We start from the raw sequence: 21,098 nt of genomic DNA, 5'->3' as shown, positions 1-21,098 counted from the left end.
CCTCCGCACCCACCCAACCAGCCGTTAACGAACCGCCAGCCGCTATTGAATTTGGTCAACCGTTACCCGGTCAGTCTCTTTCGACCGCTCGACCCGCTGAGCCAACCACTGTGGCGGTAGCGCCAACCGCTACTGTTTTGATTCCATCGGGTGCCGTGTTGCGGTTGCGTTATCCCGGCGAAGCGGCTCTGGAACTATCAGATAACGAAGCACGGCAGGAAGTATTACTGCTAGAGCAGTCGATTGTTGATCAGGCGGGTGCGGTGATTGTGCCGCAGGGCAGCGAGGTGCTAGGCCGATTTGAAACCGGGCAACAGGGCAGCAAATTCATTGCCCAAGCGCTGAGCGTCGGCGGCAGAAACCTGCTGCTGCAAGCTGAATCAGATGTTTTACAAGGCGATCGCCAGGTTTCAAACAATAATGTTTTGCTCAACTCGGCACTTGGGGCGATCGCCGGAACGTTACTGGGTGGCGTTGGGGGTGGTTTAGTGGGCGGAGCCGCTGCCGGAGCCACTACCTATCTTGCTGCACCGCAACCTGCCGTCATTCAGCCCAATCAGGTGGTGCAAATTAGAGTAATTGAACCCCTACCGAGACAATAAAAACAAAAGACGTTCCAACCGGAACGCCTTGAGACTGATGGGGTAGAAGCGGCAACGACTAGAAGCGATTAGAAGCGATCGCTTTCCGGTACGGCATTGCCTCCTGAACCGTTCAGGAACAGGTTCTGAGCCGAATCGTTTTGATAGACACAATAGATTTTAGGATCGGCACCGTTGCCTTCTACGCTGCCCGTAAAGCCAAACGTATTCATGCGGCGACGGCAATCGTTCACTTCTTCCTGGCTAACCAGGTTATTGCGTTGCAGTACCGCCCAGTTGCTGCTACGCAGTACGCATCCCGGCTGCATCAGGGGTTGAGAGACGTAGACGCTGAAGGGACTTAACGTTAAAAAAGCGTGAAGATCCATTGAAACCGCACTGGCTCCATACTGAACGCACATTTCCGCATTGGGAGCGCTGCGATCGATGAAGTCGCGAGAGGCAACGTTTTCTGGGCTGAAGTTTGCAGTAGAACTAACCGCAATTCCAATCCCGATTCCCAGGATAAAAATCCCTCCCAAGATGGCGGCATAAATATAATTCAAGCCAGACAAGAGAGAAGACTTTGGCTGAGGTGAATCGATAGGTCTGGTTGGCGGTCTTGGTGGAGATTTGCGTCTCATAGGAATCTAAACAGTACAGTTAGGTCGGCAAGAGCAGGCAGAAACTAAATCTAGAGAGACTTAACTACTCCCTTTATTATCTGCTAGCTCGATATTAACTCGATATGACAGACCTGCGTGGGTCTGTGTCATAGTTCTACTCTACTGTAGGGCGATTTGAAATGCCTCTACCTCTTTAACCAGTTCCCAATTTGGTCTATGAAGTTGGGCTGAGAAATTATTTTATGTTCACGTAAAGTGCCAAAATTTAAACGGAACTTCTCGATCGCAACAGACTGTGACTTCTCAACCCTCCATTCAACTGGGTCAAACGTTTAAAGGCTCCCCTGTTCGCAGCATTCTAGCGGACAGCCTGACGGTCTTCTGGGGAGATTGGTTAGATCTAAGGGTTCGAATCTTTCAAGTGGCGGCCTCTGGTTTAGTATCCCCGATCATTTACATCCTGGCCTTTGGTTTAGGGCTAGGCAGCGCCCTCGACAGCGCCATGCAGCCACCTGTGGGTGAAAACTATTTGCAGTTCATCTTACCGGGCATGGTGGCTCTCTCTTCGATGACCATTAGTTTTGGTGGCACCACATTCTCCATCTGTGGGGAACGACTGTATAGCAAAACCTTTGAAGAGATTTTGCTGCTCCCGGTGCATCCGCTGGCTCTATTCCTTGGCAAAATGCTGGCAGGCGTGGTTCGGGGCTTAATGACCTCTGCTTCGGTCATGCTAATCGCCATCATTGTGACGGGCAATTTTGGGTTCCTCAACCCGTTATTTCTAGTGCTGCTGGTTCTTAATTGCGCTGTCTTTGCTGGGTTGGGTGTGATTGTTGGCCTCAACGTTAAGTCTCTAGAGGGCGTTGGCTTACTTAATAACTTTTTAATTGTGCCAATGTCATTCTTGGGGGCTACTTTTTTTGACCCCACCGTCTTACCGATCGCCCTCAAGGCCGTGGTGTATCTGCTGCCGCTCACTTACACCAGTATTGGCTTGAGAGCGGCGGCCTACCTACCCATGTCCCAATTTCCCTGGTACAGCATTCCGGTGTTGCTGGCGATCGCCGTTGCCCTTTCTGCAATCGGTGCCTACCAGTTTGCCCATCAGCAAGACTAATTGCACGGCCACAGCAGAGATTAAAAGGTAAGAAGCGAACATCTCCGCCTCGACGTGCAGTTTGGCGAATCCTGACATCCGCTGCGCCTCAGTCATGACTATAATTGGACTTTGCCACCCGCCAACGTTAGGCTGAGTGGTAAGGTTTTTCCTATTTCTGCAAAACTGCTCGATTTCTATGGCTTCAGACGACATCCGCGCTACTCGGCTCGAAAAAGTGGCTCAACTCAAAGAGTTGGGTGTTAATCCTTATGCGTATCGCTGGGAATCGACGCATCATGCGGCGCAATTGCAGAAAAAATACGCCGATTTGCCCAACGGAGACGAGGTGCAGGATGAAGTGGCGATCGCGGGTCGCATTCTACTGAGACGAGTCTTTGGCAAGCTAGCCTTTTTCACGCTGCAAGACGAAACAGGCACGATTCAACTGTATTTGGATAAGAAAAAGATCCAGGACAGCATGGCAGAGGTTGATGCCGATGCGTTCAACCATCTCAAGCAGCTTACCGATGCAGGCGACTTCTTAGGGGTCAAAGGCAGTATCCGGCGCACCGAGAAGGGTGAACTGTCGGTCAACGTCAGCTACTACGCAATTTTGACCAAGTCGCTGTTGCCGTTGCCCGATAAATGGCATGGCTTGACCGATGTAGCCAAACGCTATCGGCAGCGCTATGTTGATTTGATTGTCAATGCCGAGGTTCGAGAAACCTTTCGGCGGCGCGCCCTAATCACGGCTGCTATTCGTCGCCATTTAGATCAACAGGGATTTATTGAAATTGAAACGCCTGTGTTGCTGTCTGAAGCAGGCGGGGCGGATGCGCGTCCGTTTATCACCTATCACAACACGCTCGAAATGGAGCTTTATCTCCGGATCGCCACAGAGCTGCACCTGAAACGGCTGATTGTCGGCGGCTTCGAGCGGGTGTTTGAACTGGGGCGAATTTTTCGGAACGAGGGCATCTCGACTCGCCACAATCCGGAATTTACAACGCTTGAGCTGTATCAGGCATATGCCGATTATCACGACATGATGGCGCTGACCGAAGCACTGATCATAACGGCGGCTCAGTCTGTATTAGGAACCTTGGAAATCACCTATCAAGGTGAGGCGATCGATCTGTCTCCACCCTGGCGCAGGGTCACAATGCACGACCTGGTACAGGAACAGACCGGGTTAGACTTTACCCAGTTTCAAACGATAGACGAGGCTCGCTCTGCTGCCGCCGCCGCTGGTGTTCTTAATGTTGACGAGATTCAGTCTGTTGGCAAACTGCTCAACGAAGTGTTTGAGCAACGGGTCGAGGCAAACCTGGTTCAGCCCACCTTTGTGATGGACTATCCGGTTGAAATTTCACCTCTAGCGAAGCCGCACCGCACCAAGCCCGGATTAGTCGAACGGTTTGAGCTGTTTATTGTGGGTCGAGAAACGGCAAACAGCTTCTCGGAGTTGACCGATCCAATCGATCAACGAGAACGGTTGGAAGCACAGGCGGCACGTAAAGCCGCAGGCGATTTAGAAGCTCAGGGTGTAGATGAAGACTTTTTAACGGCTCTAGAGTACGGTATGCCTCCAACTGGCGGCATGGGCATGGGAATCGATCGCCTCGTAATGCTGTTAACCGACAGTGCCAGCATTCGGGACGTGATTGCCTTCCCCTTATTGAAGCCGGAAACCGACCTGAAAACCGAAACCGACGAGAAGTCCTAACCGTCATCTTCTAAAGAAATCTAAAAACTGGCTGCAATTTATTCTGCTTGAGTTAGAACTGCTACAGGTTCTACATGTTCGCTGTAGCATCCTGAACGAAGCCTTTACGTCATTCTAGTAATTTCACGTAGATGTTAGTTCTATGAAACGTCTTATTTAAGTGGGATTCTCATGCCATACTTTTCTCGTCTTTCTTTGCTTGTGGTTTCAGCGCTGGCTTTATCTGCCTGTGGTGCCGATCGCGAAACGACTGTAAGCCAGTCTGCGATCACCCCCTCCCCCTCCCCTGCTGTGTCTGTTCCGGCACCGAGTGTCTCTCCTGCTCCTGAGGTCACGCCTCCCGCTACAGGGGCGCAAACCTACCAGGAAAAAAATGGTTTGTTTGAAATTTCCTTTCCTCAAGGCTACAACTATCAAGAAACCGGAAGCGGCATTGCCTTCGTATCGGGCGATCAGGGGTTTGGTGGCTCAATTGACTATGGCCCTGCTCAGGGCACTCAACTCACCTCTGATCAGCTTGAAGAAGCACTAAAGGCTGAATATCAGCGGCGATTGCAGCAAATTGATTGGCAAGCTTCCTCGGTGCAGCCCGATGGCAGCGTTCGGGTGGACTGGACAGGGAAAGATGGAGATGGCAACGATCTGGATGCCATCAGCTTTGTGGAACAGCGAGGCGACACTATCTTTATCTTGAATCTGTTTGGGATCAATAAATCCTATCAGACCTACAACAGCGACGCAGAGGCGATCGTCAACAGCTACCGCACTGGCAATCCACAAGGTTAAGCCTATTGCCGCTCAGTCCTCCAATGCAAAAGAGGGCAGGTTTTGTTAACCTGCCCTCCTGATAGCCTGGATTAGTGTCCATCTGCTGATAACGGACAGCAGAATTAGTTAGAGACCTCTGCCATTTCGATGACACGACCATCCAGGTCTTTGACCAAAAAATTGAGCGGTTTGTCTCTGCGAATCTTGTGCTTTAACCCATATGCCTGCACTCGCAGTAGCAGTTGCTCCAGGCAGTCGTGGTCGAAACAGACATGCCGCTGTCGATTCTTCTGACCCAGGCTCGCACCAGAGATAATGTGCAGTTGGGTGTTCTTCTTCAACTGATACCAGAGACCATCTGGCGTGCTGAATCCCTGAGCTGCAGATGTCCGGCCCAGGCTGCTGGCGGAGGCGTACAACGGATCGATGCCGCTTGTTCCCAGGGTTTGCTCATAGTTGTAGTAGTAGTGCAACGGTACATCTGCCACGGGCAAATCCAACAACCCTTCATAGAGCCGTCTGGCTACTTCCAGGTCAGATACCATGACCGTGTGAACCTTGGGGGCACTGGTGAGAAACATCCACATCGCCCCGGCATAGGCGATCAGGAGGATAACCATAATGCCTTGGGTCGAGAGCAGCCCATCCAGTGGTAAGGACCAGAACGCACCAAGGACGGTAGACAAAAGCGGGAGGGTAGGATTGACTAAAGCCATGAACTGCAAAATATATTGAGGGTTGAATACGCTTCAGCAGATAGATCTTGCTTTTAGGCAAATATTAATACCAGTTTATCAATCTCACCTTCGTATCTTTCAAATCTGATCTCAAGCTTCAGACTTGTCGCAGTTTTGTGTAGCTCTCAACAAGGGTTAGGAGAATAGGAAACTGGATTATGGAATTGAGCTGTTCAGCCAGATCTATCACTAGATTCAGGCTGAATCTAATGTAATCCTGACAAAACACCTAAATTAGGTGCTTGACGTGATTTTGATATCTCTGCTACCGTTTAGAGGCGTAAAGAATTTTTGGATACTGAGTCGGCAGATGATTTGCTCAAGCGCTTACTTTTATTTTTGGTTTAGCGAGGTTCACCTGGGGTGAGTCCATTTCAACATGGAACCTCGAGGTGAACCGCAGAGCAAACTCTGCGGTTTCTGTTTTAAGTAGCACCTTCCAGTCGATCGCACATCAACAAAGCACAGATGCTGACCCACTACGGCTTGTTTTACGGATTTTACTTTTTTTGGACCAGGAGACATCCCGGGTAAATGGTCATGCAAGCATTTGCTTAACCCGGGACCCCAAGGTTCCGGGTTTTTTGATGATTATGAACGGGTCATTGGTTGTTTAAGCCCACTATTCGATTCCTAGATCAACTCACATCAAATCTAATTCACTCAATTCACAAAGGAGTATTCCAGTGCAGAACGCTAAACTCGTCGCTAAAGCTAGTTCCGACCACAAAACAATCGTTCAACTCTCTGATCAGGTGACAGTTGGCGGGCAGGATTTGTTAATTGTTGGCGGGCCATGTACCGTTGAAGATTCAAAGCAGATGGAAGCAGTAGCTAGCCGTCTGGCGGTGGCTCCAGTGCAGGCGCTACGAGGCGGAGTCTACAAGCCCCGCACCTCACCCTATGCTTTTCAGGGGCTTGGGTTAGAAGGACTCAACATTTTAGCAGGCGTACGGCAACGCTACGGCTTACCCGTGATTACCGAAGTGATGGCGATCGCACAAATTGAAGAGGTGGCAACCTATGCGGATGTGCTGCAAATTGGTAGCCGCAACATGCAAAACTTTGACTTGCTCAAAGCATTAGGGCAGGCCAACAAGCCTGTGGTTTTAAAGCGAGGATTGGCCGCCACCATTGAAGAATTCGTCATGGCCGCCGAATATATTCTCAGTCACGGCAACCCCAACGTGATTATGTGCGAGCGCGGTATTCGCAGCTTTGACAGCTACACGCGTAATGTTTTGGATTTGGGTGCGGTTGTAGCGCTCAAGCAAATCACCCATTTGCCAGTCATTGTTGACCCCAGCCATGCCGCCGGAAAGCGGGAACTGGTGGCAGATCTGGCTAGAGCTGCGATCGCCTGTGGAGCCGATGGCCTGATCGTCGAGTGCCATCCCGAACCAGAAAAGTCTGTTTCTGATGCGCGTCAGGCTCTCTCGCTCGATGACATGGTGAACCTGGCTGAAAGTTTGCAGCCGATCGCAGCGGCAGTTGGACGCACCATACCCAGTGGAGCCGGGAGTTTACCCCGGCTTTCGCTTGTTTAGGGAATAGGAGATCAAGCAGGGAACCTCGCTTATTCCCGAACAACCGGTAACTGAAGCCATTGGCTGAGTTCTTGAGAGAGCCAATCTAGTTCTGGATCGGTGAGCGTTTCGCCAATCTCATACTTTCGGGTTCCAACCCAGATCACAATTCGGGGTTTGATCTCAACTTCTCGGCTACCGTGGCGGGTTGATATCCAGCGGGACGATCGCCGCGTATGAACTAACTTGCCCACGTTTTGCACGTTCATTGGCCGCGTCGCTTTAAACGGCCAACCTAGAAGTTCATAAGACAGCGACACTGTTTCGCGATCGATTTGGAGCCGGGTGTGAACAACCAAAGCCCGGAGAACTTTGAGGATCATCGTGATGCCAACGCCCCAAAAGGGCAGAGAAAACAGGGCAAAAAAGAGGCTACCCTGAAGTGCGCCCCCCGTCCAAACAACGAGAAATGCGTTCCAGGCGATCGCAAACAGGATAGTGCCGCCCACTTCGGCGCTAAATCCGGGTGGCGGAACCAGGATCTCCAGGGTTTGGTCATCCCTGGTCAATTGCACCTTCGTATCGGCTGGTTTTCGAGCCAGAAAGGTGGAATAACCGGGTTGAGGTGCGATCGCCGACCCATGCTGTAGGGCGTGCAGTGCCTCTTGTGCCGAGCCAAACCGACGGTTCAGGCTAGGATGGGTCATCTGCTTGAGCCAACGAACCAGATCTGGACGTAATTGAACAATTGATTCAAATTCAATTTGTAAATCCAGTTGCGGCAAATCGGCAGGGTGCCGCCCCGTTGCTAAATAGATTAAAGTGGCTCCCAAACTATAGAGATCGGAAGCAGGAACGGCTCGTCCGCCAAACTGCTCTGGCGGCATATAGCCATAGGTACCCACCACCGTTAACGTTCCCCCTTCTTTGGCGGCGAGCGTTTGCACGGAGCCAAAATCCACTAAATAAACCTGACCAACGCTATTTCCTGAACGGTTAGTTAACAGAATATTGCTGGGCTTGATGTCCCGGTGAATGACGGGCGGTTGCCGTCCATGCAAATAAAGCAAAATTTCGAGCAGAGATGTGGCTAACTCTTTGATATCGGCCTCGCTAAACGTTCGTCCCGCTTTGAGCTGCTCTTCTAACGAATTGGCATCAATATAGGTTTGAACCAGAGCAAAGCCTTTGTGATGGGGCAGGTCTAATTCAAAATGATTCAAGTAGTTGGGAATTGCCGGATGGGATAGCGCTTGCAGCGTTTCTGCTTCCCGTTCAAACAGCTTCAAATCATCCCATTCAAAATCGTTGCCAAAGGTCAGCAGTTTCACAACCACCAGGTTTTGCGTCTCCAGATCTAGCGCCAGAAGCGATCGCCTCCCTGCCCGCTTTCCAAGCTGCCGCTGAACTTGGTAGCGGTTATACAGCACTGTTCCAATCAAATTGTTTGATTCTAGATTTGCCATGCGCTTACCACTCAGCTCAGCATGATACGAGGCGAATGTCGATTCAACCTATTGCTAGTGTGCCGAAGCAACTCCTCGTCTGTGTTACTGCGTTAAATTTTGTCGGAAGATTGTTGCACAGGTTAACGATTGACTCCAGGGCAATGGAGTGCGCTCAATCTCTGGAAATAGGTACCTGTAGCCAATGGCTGATTTCATCGGCCAGCCAGTTTAGCTCTGGATGAGTGACTGTGTTTTCGTTGCACAGCTCGTGTTTTTTGACCCCAACCCAGAGGATGAGGCGATCGCCCTTGTACCACCATCGCCATCCTGTATGCGATTGGGCTATCTGTAAGCGGCTCGCGAACCGTCTGGAAAGGGGAGCACAGCGATATTTCAACCCTAACAATTCGTAGGTTGCACTCATTTGCCACACACCAAAGCGCAGCCGCACTCGTCCGGCCAGGGCAAAGGCCACTTTCCAAACGCAGATTGCAGCAATGATGCTAAACACCCCTCCTGCGGCCAGATTGGCAAACGTCAGCTTGAGCGAAATAACTTCCTTCAAATTCAACGCAGCAAAGGCCAACAGACCTGTCAGGGCAGCACACCTCAGGGTCAGTCCTTCTGGCGGCAGCACAATATCTAACGCGTTTTCCTTTTTGAGCAAGGTCACCTTACTGCCCAGGGGTTTAGTAGCTCGCCTGGGATCTGTACCTCTGCGGGATGGATGGGACGATGAGTGGCGTTGCAGGAGCTGAACACCCAGGGTTTGTAGGGTTGGTGGTTCGAGCGATCGCAAGGCTTCCGAAGCGGACGCAAATCGATTCTTTAAGCTGGGTTGCGTCAGCCGCCGCAGCCACCAGGCCAGTGTGGGGGTCAAATGGGTTGGCTCAAACTGAATGCGAAAATCGTCATCGTTCAAGTCGGCAGGATGCTGCCCGGTTGCCAGATAAATTAACGTGGCACCTAAACTGTAAAGATCGGAAGCGGGAACAGCTCGTCCACCAAACTGTTCGGGTGGCATATAGCCATAGGTGCCAACAATCGTTAGGGTTCTGCTCTCCTGCCCGTTTCGCGTCTGCACGGCACCAAAATCGACAAGATAGGTTTGGGCAATACGATGGTTGGCATCAAGGGTGAGCAGAATATTGCTGGGTTTGATATCGCGATGAATCACAGGCGGTTGCCGCGTGTGCAGGTAGATCAGAATATTCAATAGCATTTGAGCCAGTTGCCGAATGTCTGCTTCACTGAAGGTGTGTCCAGACTGAAGATGGTCTTCTAAGGACAGCGCCTCGATATAGGTTTGAACCAGAGCAAACCCCTTGTAGTTTGGCAGGTCTAGCTCGAAGTAGTTTAAGTAACGCGGAATGGCAGGGTGGGTGAGGCTTTGCAGCGTATTGGCTTCGCGTTCAAACAGCTTCAAATCATCCCATTCAAACTCACTGCTGAAGGTGAGAAGCTTCACTACTACCTGGTTTTGGGTTTCTAAATCGAGAGCTAACAGCGATCGCCGTCCGGCACGTTTTCCGAGCTGTTGCTGAATCTGGTAGCGATCGTGAAGCACCTTGCCGACGAGGTCACACAGTCCTAGAGTTGACATTTGGTATTGCTACCCTTCAGTGAATTGACATTAAACTGATGTCAACTCATTTCAACTGATTTCATCGTTGCCCAGGATAGGATGCGATATGCAATTTGGTCCCGGTTTTACCGCTACATTTTTGTACTACTTTGCCACAACGGCAATTTTGTTTACACTGCTTGCGTCCCAGGTTCTCCATCTTGGAACCGGGACAGGCATTCCTCAGCAAGTCGGCATTTTAGGAGGACTAATTGCCGGAGTTCTAGGGGCTTACTTTAACCGCACTACTACATTTTCGGTTGGGTTCAAAAACCAGAAAACGTTTCTCAAAGAATTGCACAAAACGATGCAAGCGATGGGCTATGAACAGAAAGCCCAGGAGGAGGATGTGCTGATCTATGAGCGACCGGGGTTAGGAAAAGTTTTAGCTGGAAAAGTTTATGTGCAGCTAGAACCAGAAACCGTGACGATCGCCTCTCGTTCCATTCAGCTCAAGCGCATCCAGAAAACCCTCTCATAATAAGACCAATCTGCACCGACCTGCACCGCTCTGCATTGTCGAAACACCGCAGATGTAAACTGAACCACCCGATCGACAAGAGCCGGAATCATAGGTCAATTCTGGCTCTTGTTTGCTGCTGTTAGTCAGTAATCGCCATCTTTAAGCTGCGGCAAAAGGTTTCGATCGCCTGTAAGCCCTGGGTGGGGTCACCTTCGGCCAAACGCTTCACAAAAGCGCTGCCAACGATGACCGCATCGGCTCCCCATTCCCTCACTTGCTTGGCTTGCCCCGGTTGAGAAATGCCAAACCCAACGCCAACGGGCTTGTCGGTAATGCCGCGTAACTCAGTAAGCAGGTCTTGCACGCGGGCACCAACTTGAGTCCGTATTCCCGTAACGCCCGTGACGCTCACCAGATAGATAAACCCCTGGGAATTAGCAGCGATCGCTTCAATTCTGGCTTTGGGACTGGTGGGTGCCACTAGCAGCGTCACATCAATCCCAATTTCGGCGGCTGGTTTCAGCAGCCCTTCAATTTCCTCTAGCGGCAAGTCGGGCACCACCAACCCCTTCACCCCCACCTCTGCAATTTGTTGCAAAAAGGTTTCAATGCCTCGATTCAAAATGGGGTTGTAGTAAGTGAATAAAATGATCGGCGCTTTTAGCGTAGGGCTGACGGACTTAACGACATCAAGCACCTGCTCTAAGCGAGTCCCGTTTTGCAGGGCACGGGTAGCAGCCGCCTGAATCACGGGGCCATCCGCTAACGGGTCGGAATAGGGAACGCCTAACTCGATTAGATCGGCACCGTTTTGATCTAAGAGTTGAAGCGCTTTTGCTGTTGTTTCTAAATCTGGATCGCCTGCGGTGATGAAGGGAATAAGCGCACACTGGCCGCGATCGCGCAGCGCATCCATACACTGAAAAACTGAACCCATGCTGTGTCCTTAACGACCGTTTCTGAACCGTTTACAAGCCGATTGTGGCATTGCAACCGTTAACTTGCTTACGTCTTCACAAGACATTTATTCTACGGCTCATTGGTCGCCTGCGATCGCTCCTTTTCAGCCGCACGAAGCTGTTTTTCCTGCTCTAGTTCAGCCTGAAGCTGAGCCAGTTCTTCGGGCGACATTTCGTCTAAGCGTTTTTGTAAAACGGCATCTTCATAGTCTTGCAACTGCTGATTGTAGGTCATGGTGTGTGTCACAGCCCGAAACAGATAGGTGAGCAGCCAGCCGACCAGGCCGCCCACCAGCAACACCTGACTCCAGATGCCAGCATTGATGCTATCTAGCCCGATCGCTTGCAGAATCAGGTAAATGACTCCTCCAGCGGCAAACAGCCCTATGCCTATGCCTATGACATCAATCCGTCGCATCTAGCCCCAATCCCAATCGAAACCACCGATTTGGTGCAGTGGTGTGGCAATTAACCTTGATGAAGTGAACTTTATGCTGCAACCAGTTACGCTTCAACCTGCCGCTTTTGAGGCCGGAAGTTGAGAAACGGACTGAGCAACAATAACCCTGGAAACAGGAAGAAAACCAGAAAGTACATCAAAACCCGCTCGATTGAGCTGGCAACATACCACCGCTGCTTGAGGTAAAGGAAAGTTAGGGCTGGCAAAACAACCAGATAGGCACCACCAAGGGCGGCATACAGCAAAAGAACAATAGGAAGCTCCATAGGTTTGAAATGCTTAGTTACAATTCACCACATGCTGCCTTTTATCTTAACGCCTTCTGGTGCCCTGTCCCTTAGCAAACCCAGGACATTACATCACCCCAGGTTAAGACGCTACTGAGATGGAGATTGCGTCTCTGTGCTACTAGAAGGTCGATTGACCTGGAGCCGCTCGGTGACTAGCGTAATGCCATCGTTTCGCACTACAACCGCAGAAATCCACTGGCTGTTTGGCTGAGCAGGTGCCTGACCTACTTTAAACAGCCCACCCGCCGATAGAATCTCTAAATTGATTGGTGCAGCACGGAGATAGCCGCGCGGACGAATTGGTTCTTCGATCGCCGCTCCCAACAGCAGGCGCTCTCCCAGCGGTTCTGCCACGATCGCATCAAAGTTGAACGATTCCCCGGTGGTCACTTGCTCTGGCAAACTAACCTCAACGGTGGGTGGGCGAACGCCCGTGGTAACCTCACTCCGCTCACTTAAAATATCTTGCCGCACAATCTCTCCGTTTTCAAAGCGTTGCCGAGAGGTAATGCTGGCATTGAGATTTAACCGTCTGCCGTCGTTGGTTCGCGTTCCGGTAATGGTTGTTGTGGTTTCTGCGACGATCGCGGCTCCATCCTGCTGCCAGGAATTGAGCGTAGTGCGATAGGTTAAGTCTGGATAACGCTCCCAAAACCCTGCCAGCGCATTTCTCAAGTTCTGATAATTCAAGCCGTCAGAATGAGTGAGATTAGGGCTGAAGAACTCCATGACCGCATCTAAATCCCCTTCACTGGCAGCCGTATCCATCTGAGATAAGGCTGTGGTGAGGGCAGGCGGTGCAGCGGGTGGGGTTTCGGTTTGGGCGATCGCGCTTCCCCCAAAACTGATCAACAACCCTAGAAACAGAGACGATACAGACGCAGATGCTTTACATAGCGCACTCTGACAAACCCCATTGCTGGTTTGCGTCAAGAATTTGGAAGAATCCTGAACGTTAACGCTTCGGGTGGGTTGAGGGTTGTGCATAGATGATAGGTTGAATAATTGATTAGGGTGAGCGGTTTGAAATGAGTCCACTATAGTCGGCAGGTTTGAAAAATTCAAAAAACCGGGTCAAGTGAATCTAAATGGCAAGTGGATCTACGAATGGATCTGAATGGTCTGTTTCGGGCTTCTAATCCTAAGATTACTGCCATCTTAATGGTCATCGGTTGGTGGTCAATCCGTAGTGACTCCAAACTGATCCAATCAGCCCCATCAGCAGCGTAACGGAGAAAACGTCCTTTGGCAGATACACCAAAAAAACTACTCATTGCTGCCAGCGGCACCGGTGGTCATCTCTTTCCGGCGATCGCTACCGCAGAGCAACTGTCAGATTATCAGATTGAGTGGCTGGGGGTGCCCGATCGTCTGGAAACCAAACTGGTTCCCCAGCAGTATCCCTTACATACTATTGCGGTAGAAGGATTTCAGCAGCGGTTTGGCCTGGGGAGCCTGCGAATTTTTGGACGGTTATCAGGGGCGATCGTTCAGGTACGGCAACTCCTGCAACGCGGCCAGTTTCAGGGGGTATTAACCACGGGCGGGTACATTGCGGCTCCGGCATTAATTGCAGCCAGAAGCCTGGGTTTGCCTACCATTCTGCACGAGTCTAATGCACTGCCCGGCAAGGTGACGCGATGGCTCAGCCCGTGGTGCAGCACCGTGGCGCTAGGATTTGAGGCCGCTGCTACCTATTTGCCCCGAGCGCGTAAACTTTGCGTGGGTACACCCGTCCGTTCTCAGTTTCGAGCAGCTCTGCAAGCATCAGTTAAACCATCCGAGTTAGGCATTCCAGCCGACGTGCCGCTAATTGTCGTCGTCGGCGGTAGCCAGGGGGCAGTGGCCGTGAATCGTTTGGTACGGCAATGTGTCCCCACTTGGACAGAAGCGGGTGCCTGGATCGTGCATTTAACCGGGGAGAATGATCCAGAGGCCGACACCTTAAGCCATCCGCACTATATTGCTTTACCGTTTTACGACGACATGGCGTGGCTGTTGCAACGAGCGAACCTGGCAGTAAGCCGAGCCGGAGCCGGAACCCTCACCGAACTGGCAGTGACCCAAACCCCGGCTATTTTAATTCCCTATCCCTTTGCGGCAGAAGATCACCAGACTTACAACGCGGCCATTTTTGCGGCAGCAGGAGCAGCTCAGGTCTGCCGTCAGAGCGAGTTAACCCCAGAGCTATTAGAGCAAAAAGGCTTATGTCTGTTGCGATCGCCCAACCAGCTTCAACAAATGGCTACGGCAGCAGGCCGTTTGGCGATCGTCGATAGTGCAGAACGGTTGGCCACACTGGTGCGTGACAGCCTGAGCGCTATTCCCAAAAAACGGTAGGGGAGACTTGGAATCAAATTGGCTTGAAAGTTCCCCAGGGTTAGGGAAGGGTTTAGAACCTTCGTCAGTCAATCAGTTGTTCAGGCTCAATTCTGGTTACTAACTATCTATATCGCCAATTCAGTTTGCTGTATTCAAGGTTGTAACTGTGTAGCCTTATATGCTCGTTGAGCTATGCCATTACGGAGACATTTGATATGTTTCAGGTATCTTTAGAGGATGTTTTAATAGTCTGATTAGTTACCCGATAGGTGTAGGGGCGAAGCATACTCTGCGAAAAGCAAGCTGCGAATTAGAATGGCTGGAACAACCGAGACACTGTCTACCGAACGCTTCGCCCCTACCGAGACGCAAAAAATACTTTATCAAACCACCCCCTCAGTCACATAATCCCAGGAGCATCGAACCTATTAATTGAAAGTGATCCAAAAATGACAAATCCTTAGAACCTGGCTATTTCTCAGGAGAGGTTTTATTTACCTCAAAGGATAGGTTTTATAGTATGAACGTTTTCCTTAACCTGCCTTTTACAGCCCCTTAACAAATCAATTTGCTCTCTTCCATAGGATTGAGGTGAAGTTATTTCCTCGACCCTATGAACCGCCTAACTAACCTTCTTCCTCAAGGAAGGGTTTGGAGTATTATCGGTCTGTTACTGGCACTTCTAATCTTCTTTGTCAGCTTAGAGTTGCTAGGAGATGGATTTCAACTATTAGGAGAGGATGCGGCTGAAGCATTGCTTGCAACAACCCGCAACCCCATTACTAGCGTGTTTACAGGCATTTTAGCAACCACTCTTTTACAAAGTTCTTCAACCACAACGAGCATGACGGTTGCGTTAGTTGCGGCAGGTGCAATCGATACCGCAGCCGCAATTCCGGTTGTATTAGGAGCCAACATTGGAACTAGCGTAACGAATACCATTGTGGCACTGGGACATGTTAATAACCGGGAAGAGTTTGTGCGCGCATTTAAAGGGGCAATGGTATTGGATTTTTTCAATATCATTGCTGTTTTCATCTTCTTACCATTGGAGTTAACAACTAATATCTTGTCGTGGTCTGCAACTCAGTTGACGAATGCAGTAGTGGGAGTTGGGGGGACAGAACTGTTTGATCCATTAGGCTTTATTGTTGACCCGATCGCCGATTTGATTGTGAATTTGACGGGGGAAACCGGGTGGCTGGTTCTCGTGATTGCGATCGCCATGCTGTATTTCGGCTTAAGAAGTTTAGTTAAAGCCCTTAAAGCCCTTTTGAACGATAATTTGCAGGAAAAAGTTAAGAAGTATCTGTTTAAAACATCCTGGCAGGCGATGTTGTTTGGTTTGTTGATTACGGTGGCGGTGCAAAGCTCCAGCATTACAACATCAGTCATCATTCCAATTATTGCCTTGGGAGTCGTCCTGACCATGCAAGCGCTGCCTTATTTTCTGGGGGCAAACATTGGTACATCCACCACCGCATTACTCGCTGGGTTAGCGCTGGCAGGCAATGGAGAACCTGAGAGCATTGCTGCCCTGAACGTAGCCTGGGTACACATGGTTTTTGATATCTACGCCATTATTTTGCTGTTTCCGATCATGAAAATTCGCCGGATTCCGGTGTGGTTTGCAGAGAAGACGGCTGAAGTGATTACACGAGGTCGGGTGATGTCATTTGGCTATGTGGCGCTGGTGTTTTATCTGATTCCTTTTGGGTTGGTTTGGACTACACAAGATTTAGAAATTGCCCAATTCTATGATCCGATTGTGCCTCAGGAGGTGCAAGAACTGGAAACGGCTGAAAGAGATAGTGAAGCTGCCGATGAAGATGTACAAGAGGCGCTTGAGTCTGGAGGAGACGACGACAGCATAGGCACAGAAGCAGAGGACAACACTGAAGAGGCAGAGTCTTAGCTCGACTTTATCTAAATGCTAGAACCTACTGTCATTGGTAGTTCTAGCATTTTGGAAGACGCTCCTGACGTTTTCATGTCGGTGATATTCCATGACGTTTGCAACGTTCTAGAGCCTGAGCTTGATCCAGGCCGGGTCAAGGAATGACCTCGATTTTAGATGGACAAAGTCGAGGAGGATATTTGAAAAGTGCTGAGTAGTATTCGATCTGCCCTTTAAATCCTCAAGTTCTGGCTTCGACGTGAGCGCTCAGCCGAACGGGGACTTTGAACCAAATTAGCTTGAAAGTCCTCCCATGTTGGGGAATTTAGGGGGCAAATAAAGCTGTCTGGAAAGCACCAAACCTCCCGACATTAGCCTCCAAATGCCGCAAACAGACCCGCTCCATCTTTTGTTCAAAGTCCCAAAGTTGGGGATTTCGGAACAACTAGAGGTGCGACTAAGGAACCTTTAAAACATCCTCTTAAGCACAACCAGTTGAATTAAGAAGCTCCATTTTTAGAAGTCAATATATGGGAGAAGTGTAAATGGCTTCAAAAACAGACGCTAAACGACATCAATCCCTCAAGCGGCAACTCGGTATTCCAGGGGCGATCGCGCTGGGTCTGGGTTCCATTGTGGGCACCGGTGTATTTGTCAGCATTGGCTTGGCCGCAGAAATTGCTGGCCCCTCCATGATCATTGCGGTCGCTATTGGGGCATTTGTTGCCACCTGTATTGCATGCGGCTGCCCTGATGTTTGTAGCCTACACAGGATATGGCCGTATTGCCACCCTGGGGGAGGAGGTACGCGAACCCAGGAAGACCATTCCCAGGGCAATCATCACCACATTGATCATGACCATGTTGCTTTACATTGGCGTGGCCGTAGTTGGCATCGGGTCGGTTGGAGCGAATACATTAGGCAGTGTCACCCGTGAAGAGGTTGCCCCATTAGAAATTGCAGCCCGCAATTTTGCGGTACCGGGCAGTGCCATTGTCCTGGCGGTGGGAGCGGTCACCGCAACTCTGGGAGTTTTACTGAATCTCATTTTGGGGTTATCTCGCGTTCTGTTTGCAATGGGTCGCCGTCGTGATATGCCAGGGGCGGTTGCTCGGTTAAATCAGTCTGAAACAACGCCGTATGTTGCCGTCATCATCATGGGAATGGCGATCGCGGTCATTGTTTTAACTGGAGACGTGCGAATCACCTGGTCATTTAGTGCCTTCTCGGTGCTGGTGTATTATGCGTTGACCGACTTATCTGCACTGCAAATTCCAAATGAAGATCGGCTCTATCCCCGCTGGATTGCCTGGATCGGCTTATCTGCCTGTCTATTTCTGGCATTTTGGGTAGAGCAACAAATTTGGTTAGTAGGATTGGGACTGATTGTGGCTGGATTGGTCTGGCGATGGGCTATGCAAAACCTATCTGCCCATGCAGATGAAGGTTGATGAGAAGGCAAGAGAATTCCTCTATCCATTGAGGTATGCCGCAAGAGGGATTGTTTCTCAATTTCCCAGGATTTAACTCCGCCTTAACACCCAGTAAACCTTCCACTAGGAAGCACTTGATAGTCTGATCAGGTCTTCAGCTACCAACTGCCAGGTTAAAACCTGAACAGGGCAGTTTTGCTGAAACAAGGGTCTGTTTCTGTGCATTAATCAATCGTTTCACTCACTTGAGATTCAAGTCAGAGATTTTGTGAACAGCCAGAAACAGAAAATTCAAGTTTTACAGCGATCGATCAGATTAGTCAGTCTCTTTTTTCTCCTGGAATTAGGGGTTGGATTGTGGATTGATAGCCTCTCTCTGGTTGTGGATGCAGGACACATGCTCCTCGATCTGCTGGCATTGGGGTTGTCCTTAATCACAGCCTCCGTATCGTTCCGTTTACCTCTTCGTCAAACCACAACCTCTTTGCGTTTGGAAGGACTCGCAGCCTTGATGAACAGTTCCAGCTTGCTCGTGTTGGCAGGTTGGGCAGCCAGGGAAGCGATCGATCGCCTTCAAGCTCCAGCAACGACCGACCTCGTCAGTCTACCAATGCTAATTACAGCGGTCATTGGACTGGGTATCAACACCTGCAATGCTCACTGGCTACATCAACATTGTCATCACGATCATCATGCCGACCTCAGTTTGCAGTCGGCCTGGTTACATGTGCTGACGGATGCGGTTAGTTCGCTAGGGGTGGTGTTCGCCGCGATCGCAATGGTTGGGTTTCACTGGTGGTGGGCAGACAGTGCCATCAGCCTGGTTATATCAGGCTGGATTGCAGCATCAACCATACCGCTTGTGATTCAAAGTGTGCGTCGTTTGCAACGTCCCCAACGGGATGCTGTGCTTCTGTGTCAGTGTCATCCTCAAATCGTTCAGCAATACATCTATCCCTCATTGGAGGAACTGATTCGATGAATGTGCGTTCTTTGCTCAAAAAAGCCTGGTTCTGGCCGATAGGTCTGGTGAGTATCAGTCTGATTTGTTTGCTAACCCTTTTCCCGGCGCTGATTCCAGGCAGTTTGACCTGGGCACAACCCGGACAAACGCGATCGCCCGATGACCCACTTACATTAGGAGCCGTGAGTCCAGCCCCTCTCCGCCTCTGGCCGGTGAACAACACAACACTCATCACCGGACAACGGTTTGATCTACGGGTCGAAACCACGATTCCTGCCGCAGAAACGCCCACGTTGCAATCGCTAACGATCAATGGTGCAGATGCCACAGCGGCATTTCAGCAGGGTATTCAGGCAGAAATGGCGGGCGAAGGTGGGGCACTAGAAGCAGGCATACCTGACGCAGATTCCGGATTTTTTGGGCAAACCCTCCGCAATTATTCCTTCGATCGACCTGGTACCTATCAGGTGGCCGCCACAGTGGTGTTGAACGGGGAACCCGTTACGGCCACCAACACATACCGGGTGCAGGCGTTTCGTCCGGCGGGGAATCTGAACAAAATCATTTTCACCATCGGTGACGGCATGGGAACCCCCCTGCGGACAGGCGCACGCATTATGGAGTACGGCATCCGGGATGGACAACCGGGAGGACGGCTCCAAATGGAGCAAATGCCAGAGTTAGCCCTCGTTTCCACCCACTCACTCAATAGCCTGATTCCAGATTCTGCCAATACCGCCGCCGCCTGGGTTTCGGGTGCGAAGACTATCAACAATGCCCTGAACGCCTTTCCCGACAACACGCCAGATAATCCTTTAGATAATCCCCGCATTGAAACCTTGCCGCAGTACATGAAGCGGAACTACGGCTGGGGCATTGGCATGGTCACAACGGCATTTCTAACGGATGCAACGCCGTCATCCTTTGCTGCCAATATTCGGCATCGTGACCAGTATGAAGCGATCGCCCAACAATACGTGGACTACTACAACGATGACTTTTACCAGCCCGCAACGGGCTATCGCGCCCTGGCCGAATTAACGCAACCTGTGGATGTATTGTTGGGACCAGGGGCACGTCACTTTGTAGGCGATGAAACCGTCAGTGAGCAGCAATTTCGAGACGGCAGCGCTCGCCGTGATAACCAGGACTTAATTGCTATTGCCCGCCAACAGGGATACACCGTTGTCACCGATCGGCAAAGCATGAATGCGGCTCCTAACGATCGATCGCTGCTGGGACTATTTTTAGGTGACTTTCGACCCAACGCCGCCCTGGGGCCACAAAACACTCCGTCTGCCCTGGATCTGCTGATTTCACGGGAACAAGCGACTATCCGTGGACGGGGTGCGGCCAACCTGGAACCGCCAATTCCAGCCGAGTTTGCCACCATTCCGATGCTGGAAGAGATGACCACCAAAGCGATCGCTACGCTCAATACCTTATATCCCAACGGCTGGATGTTGCAGGTAGAATCGTCCCAATCTGATAAGCTGGCGCATCCCCTTGACCCCGATCGCACCCTGTACGAAGTCTTGACGCTCGATCGCTCTGTTCAGGTGGCACGAGAGTTTGCTCAGCAAGCGGGTAATACCTTGGTCATTGTGACAGCGGATCATGCCCAGGGGCAGACGGTTGGTGGCACGGTGGATACGCTGGCCATTCGTGAGGGCAGAACTGACTTACAAGAGGCCATGCGTTCCTTCACGGATGCCGGATTTACCGACTACCGCGATCTGGATGCCAATGGATATCCGGATGAAGCCGACCCGCCCAACAAGCTGGTGTTAGGAGTTTCAGCCCGCCCTGCTTTTCGTACCGACTTTTTAACCGATGATGTCAACCTTGATCCCACCGTTGATGAAGACGGGTCTACACCCAACCCGGAGCGCAATCCCGAAGGCTTGCTGTTAACGGCGGATTTAGAGCGGTCTACCACGGTTGCTAATCATACCGCCGATGATGTGCCCTTAGCAGCAGAAGGGCCGGGTAGCACCCTGTTCAATGGGGTAATTGACAATATCGAAGTCTTTCAACGCATGGCCGCTGCTATCAGTGGTGTACGCGATCGCACCCAATTATCAGCCCTCATTCCCAACGAACGCCCGACCGCTCTTGATAGCCAGGGTCGTCTGGTAACGGACGCATCCCTTCAAACCCCCTACCGTTAA

Annotated in this window: 17 protein-coding genes and 2 pseudogenes; 11 read left to right on the top strand and 8 right to left on the bottom strand. The window is 50.8% G+C overall.

Going from position 1 to position 21,098, the window contains the following annotated elements; genetic code table 11:
* Positions 1 to 602, top strand: a pseudogene (locus tag IQ268_RS09440) (hypothetical protein); the annotation flags it as partial.
* 68 nt (positions 603 to 670) lie between these two features.
* On the opposite strand, the gene IQ268_RS09435 reads toward IQ268_RS09440, so the two are convergent.
* Positions 671 to 1,225: a DUF3172 domain-containing protein gene (locus IQ268_RS09435; protein ID WP_193877805.1), complete on the bottom strand. Its 555-nt coding sequence runs from the start codon at positions 1,223 to 1,225 to the stop codon at positions 671 to 673.
* A 277-nt stretch (positions 1,226 to 1,502) separates the two neighbouring features.
* Between IQ268_RS09435 and IQ268_RS09430 the strand changes: the two genes are divergently transcribed.
* The 3 genes from IQ268_RS09430 to IQ268_RS09420 all read left to right on the top strand — a co-directional run bounded on the left by IQ268_RS09430 (position 1,503) and on the right by IQ268_RS09420 (position 4,821).
* On the top strand, positions 1,503 to 2,327 hold the full coding sequence (locus tag IQ268_RS09430) for an ABC transporter permease (protein WP_193877803.1): 825 nt from the start codon (positions 1,503 to 1,505) through the stop codon (positions 2,325 to 2,327).
* Between the two features lie 178 nt (positions 2,328 to 2,505).
* The gene (gene lysS / locus IQ268_RS09425) at positions 2,506 to 4,035 is read left to right on the top strand and encodes a lysine--tRNA ligase (protein ID WP_193877801.1); all 1,530 of its coding nucleotides are present in this window, start codon (positions 2,506 to 2,508) and stop codon (positions 4,033 to 4,035) included.
* A gap of 171 nt (positions 4,036 to 4,206) precedes the next feature.
* Positions 4,207 to 4,821, top strand: a complete 615-nt coding sequence (locus IQ268_RS09420; protein ID WP_193877800.1) for a hypothetical protein — start codon at positions 4,207 to 4,209, stop codon at positions 4,819 to 4,821.
* A 104-nt stretch (positions 4,822 to 4,925) separates the two neighbouring features.
* Here the strand turns inward: IQ268_RS09420 and IQ268_RS09415 are convergent, their stop codons facing one another.
* The gene (locus IQ268_RS09415; RefSeq protein ID WP_193877798.1) at positions 4,926 to 5,519 is read right to left on the bottom strand and encodes a glyoxalase-like domain protein; all 594 of its coding nucleotides are present in this window, start codon (positions 5,517 to 5,519) and stop codon (positions 4,926 to 4,928) included.
* 707 nt (positions 5,520 to 6,226) lie between these two features.
* Here IQ268_RS09415 and aroF point away from each other — a divergent pair.
* Positions 6,227 to 7,087, top strand: coding sequence for a 3-deoxy-7-phosphoheptulonate synthase (gene aroF / locus IQ268_RS09410; protein ID WP_193877796.1), 861 nt, complete (start codon positions 6,227 to 6,229; stop codon positions 7,085 to 7,087).
* A 29-nt stretch (positions 7,088 to 7,116) separates the two neighbouring features.
* On the opposite strand, the gene IQ268_RS09405 is transcribed toward aroF, so the two are convergent.
* Positions 7,117 to 8,532, bottom strand: a complete 1,416-nt coding sequence (locus IQ268_RS09405; RefSeq protein ID WP_228035214.1) for a serine/threonine-protein kinase — start codon at positions 8,530 to 8,532, stop codon at positions 7,117 to 7,119.
* 154 nt (positions 8,533 to 8,686) lie between these two features.
* Positions 8,687 to 10,117 carry a serine/threonine-protein kinase gene (locus tag IQ268_RS09400; RefSeq protein WP_193877794.1) on the bottom strand — a complete coding sequence of 477 codons (1,431 nt, stop codon included), beginning with the start codon at positions 10,115 to 10,117 and terminating at the stop codon, positions 8,687 to 8,689.
* A gap of 88 nt (positions 10,118 to 10,205) precedes the next feature.
* Between IQ268_RS09400 and IQ268_RS09395 the strand changes: the two genes are divergently transcribed.
* Positions 10,206 to 10,619 (top strand): hypothetical protein, encoded by a 414-nt coding sequence (locus IQ268_RS09395; RefSeq protein ID WP_193877792.1) that lies wholly within the window; start codon positions 10,206 to 10,208, stop codon positions 10,617 to 10,619.
* 121 nt (positions 10,620 to 10,740) lie between these two features.
* Here the strand turns inward: IQ268_RS09395 and trpA are convergent, their stop codons facing one another.
* From trpA to IQ268_RS09375, 4 genes are all read right to left on the bottom strand, one after another.
* Positions 10,741 to 11,538: a tryptophan synthase subunit alpha gene (gene trpA, locus IQ268_RS09390; RefSeq protein ID WP_193877790.1), complete on the bottom strand. Its 798-nt coding sequence runs from the start codon at positions 11,536 to 11,538 to the stop codon at positions 10,741 to 10,743.
* A 92-nt stretch (positions 11,539 to 11,630) separates the two neighbouring features.
* Positions 11,631 to 11,978, bottom strand: a complete 348-nt coding sequence (locus IQ268_RS09385; protein ID WP_193877787.1) for a DUF3007 family protein — start codon at positions 11,976 to 11,978, stop codon at positions 11,631 to 11,633.
* A gap of 86 nt (positions 11,979 to 12,064) precedes the next feature.
* Complete coding sequence (ndhL, locus tag IQ268_RS09380; RefSeq protein WP_193877785.1) at positions 12,065 to 12,286, bottom strand: NAD(P)H-quinone oxidoreductase subunit L; 222 nt, start codon at positions 12,284 to 12,286, stop codon at positions 12,065 to 12,067.
* 111 nt (positions 12,287 to 12,397) lie between these two features.
* The gene (locus IQ268_RS09375; protein ID WP_193877783.1) at positions 12,398 to 13,297 is read right to left on the bottom strand and encodes a nuclear transport factor 2 family protein; all 900 of its coding nucleotides are present in this window, start codon (positions 13,295 to 13,297) and stop codon (positions 12,398 to 12,400) included.
* 258 nt (positions 13,298 to 13,555) lie between these two features.
* Here IQ268_RS09375 and murG point away from each other — a divergent pair, with 258 nt between their 5' ends.
* From murG to IQ268_RS09350, 5 genes and pseudogenes are all read left to right on the top strand, one after another.
* Positions 13,556 to 14,650, top strand: a complete 1,095-nt coding sequence (gene murG, locus IQ268_RS09370) for an undecaprenyldiphospho-muramoylpentapeptide beta-N-acetylglucosaminyltransferase (protein ID WP_193877781.1) — start codon at positions 13,556 to 13,558, stop codon at positions 14,648 to 14,650.
* 595 nt (positions 14,651 to 15,245) lie between these two features.
* Positions 15,246 to 16,547 (top strand): Na/Pi symporter, encoded by a 1,302-nt coding sequence (locus IQ268_RS09365; protein ID WP_193877778.1) that lies wholly within the window; start codon positions 15,246 to 15,248, stop codon positions 16,545 to 16,547.
* 527 nt (positions 16,548 to 17,074) lie between these two features.
* Positions 17,075 to 17,981 (top strand): annotated as a pseudogene (locus tag IQ268_RS09360) (APC family permease).
* A 250-nt stretch (positions 17,982 to 18,231) separates the two neighbouring features.
* On the top strand, positions 18,232 to 18,945 hold the full coding sequence (locus IQ268_RS09355) for a cation diffusion facilitator family transporter (RefSeq protein WP_193877776.1): 714 nt from the start codon (positions 18,232 to 18,234) through the stop codon (positions 18,943 to 18,945).
* The gene (locus tag IQ268_RS09350; protein WP_193877774.1) at positions 18,942 to 21,098 is read left to right on the top strand and encodes an alkaline phosphatase; all 2,157 of its coding nucleotides are present in this window, start codon (positions 18,942 to 18,944) and stop codon (positions 21,096 to 21,098) included. The genes IQ268_RS09355 and IQ268_RS09350 overlap by 4 nt, the downstream gene beginning before the upstream one ends.

It is taken from the genome of Oculatella sp. LEGE 06141, from assembly GCF_015207605.1.
Classification (GTDB): Bacteria; Cyanobacteriota; Cyanobacteriia; order Elainellales; family Elainellaceae; genus Oculatella.
Note: the sequence above shows the minus strand (reverse complement) of the source record. Positions and strands in the feature narration are given on the sequence as shown.

What these genes read in the sequence shown, in the direction of transcription:
- lysS (WP_193877801.1), top strand. Translation starts at nt 2,506, where the DNA reads ATGGCTTCAGACGACATCCGCGCTACTCGGCTCGAAAAAGTGGCTCAA.
- IQ268_RS09420 (WP_193877800.1), top strand. Translation starts at nt 4,207, where the DNA reads ATGCCATACTTTTCTCGTCTTTCTTTGCTTGTGGTTTCAGCGCTGGCT.
- IQ268_RS09395 (WP_193877792.1), top strand. Translation starts at nt 10,206, where the DNA reads ATGCAATTTGGTCCCGGTTTTACCGCTACATTTTTGTACTACTTTGCC.
- ndhL (WP_193877785.1), bottom strand. Translation starts at nt 12,286, where the DNA reads ATGGAGCTTCCTATTGTTCTTTTGCTGTATGCCGCCCTTGGTGGTGCC.
- IQ268_RS09375 (WP_193877783.1), bottom strand. Translation starts at nt 13,297, where the DNA reads ATGCACAACCCTCAACCCACCCGAAGCGTTAACGTTCAGGATTCTTCC.
- IQ268_RS09385 (WP_193877787.1), bottom strand. Translation starts at nt 11,978, where the DNA reads ATGCGACGGATTGATGTCATAGGCATAGGCATAGGGCTGTTTGCCGCT.
- IQ268_RS09365 (WP_193877778.1), top strand. Translation starts at nt 15,246, where the DNA reads ATGAACCGCCTAACTAACCTTCTTCCTCAAGGAAGGGTTTGGAGTATT.
- IQ268_RS09350 (WP_193877774.1), top strand. Translation starts at nt 18,942, where the DNA reads ATGAATGTGCGTTCTTTGCTCAAAAAAGCCTGGTTCTGGCCGATAGGT.
- IQ268_RS09435 (WP_193877805.1), bottom strand. Translation starts at nt 1,225, where the DNA reads ATGAGACGCAAATCTCCACCAAGACCGCCAACCAGACCTATCGATTCA.
- IQ268_RS09405 (WP_228035214.1), bottom strand. Translation starts at nt 8,532, where the DNA reads ATGGCAAATCTAGAATCAAACAATTTGATTGGAACAGTGCTGTATAAC.
- IQ268_RS09415 (WP_193877798.1), bottom strand. Translation starts at nt 5,519, where the DNA reads ATGGCTTTAGTCAATCCTACCCTCCCGCTTTTGTCTACCGTCCTTGGT.
- IQ268_RS09400 (WP_193877794.1), bottom strand. Translation starts at nt 10,117, where the DNA reads ATGTCAACTCTAGGACTGTGTGACCTCGTCGGCAAGGTGCTTCACGAT.
- trpA (WP_193877790.1), bottom strand. Translation starts at nt 11,538, where the DNA reads ATGGGTTCAGTTTTTCAGTGTATGGATGCGCTGCGCGATCGCGGCCAG.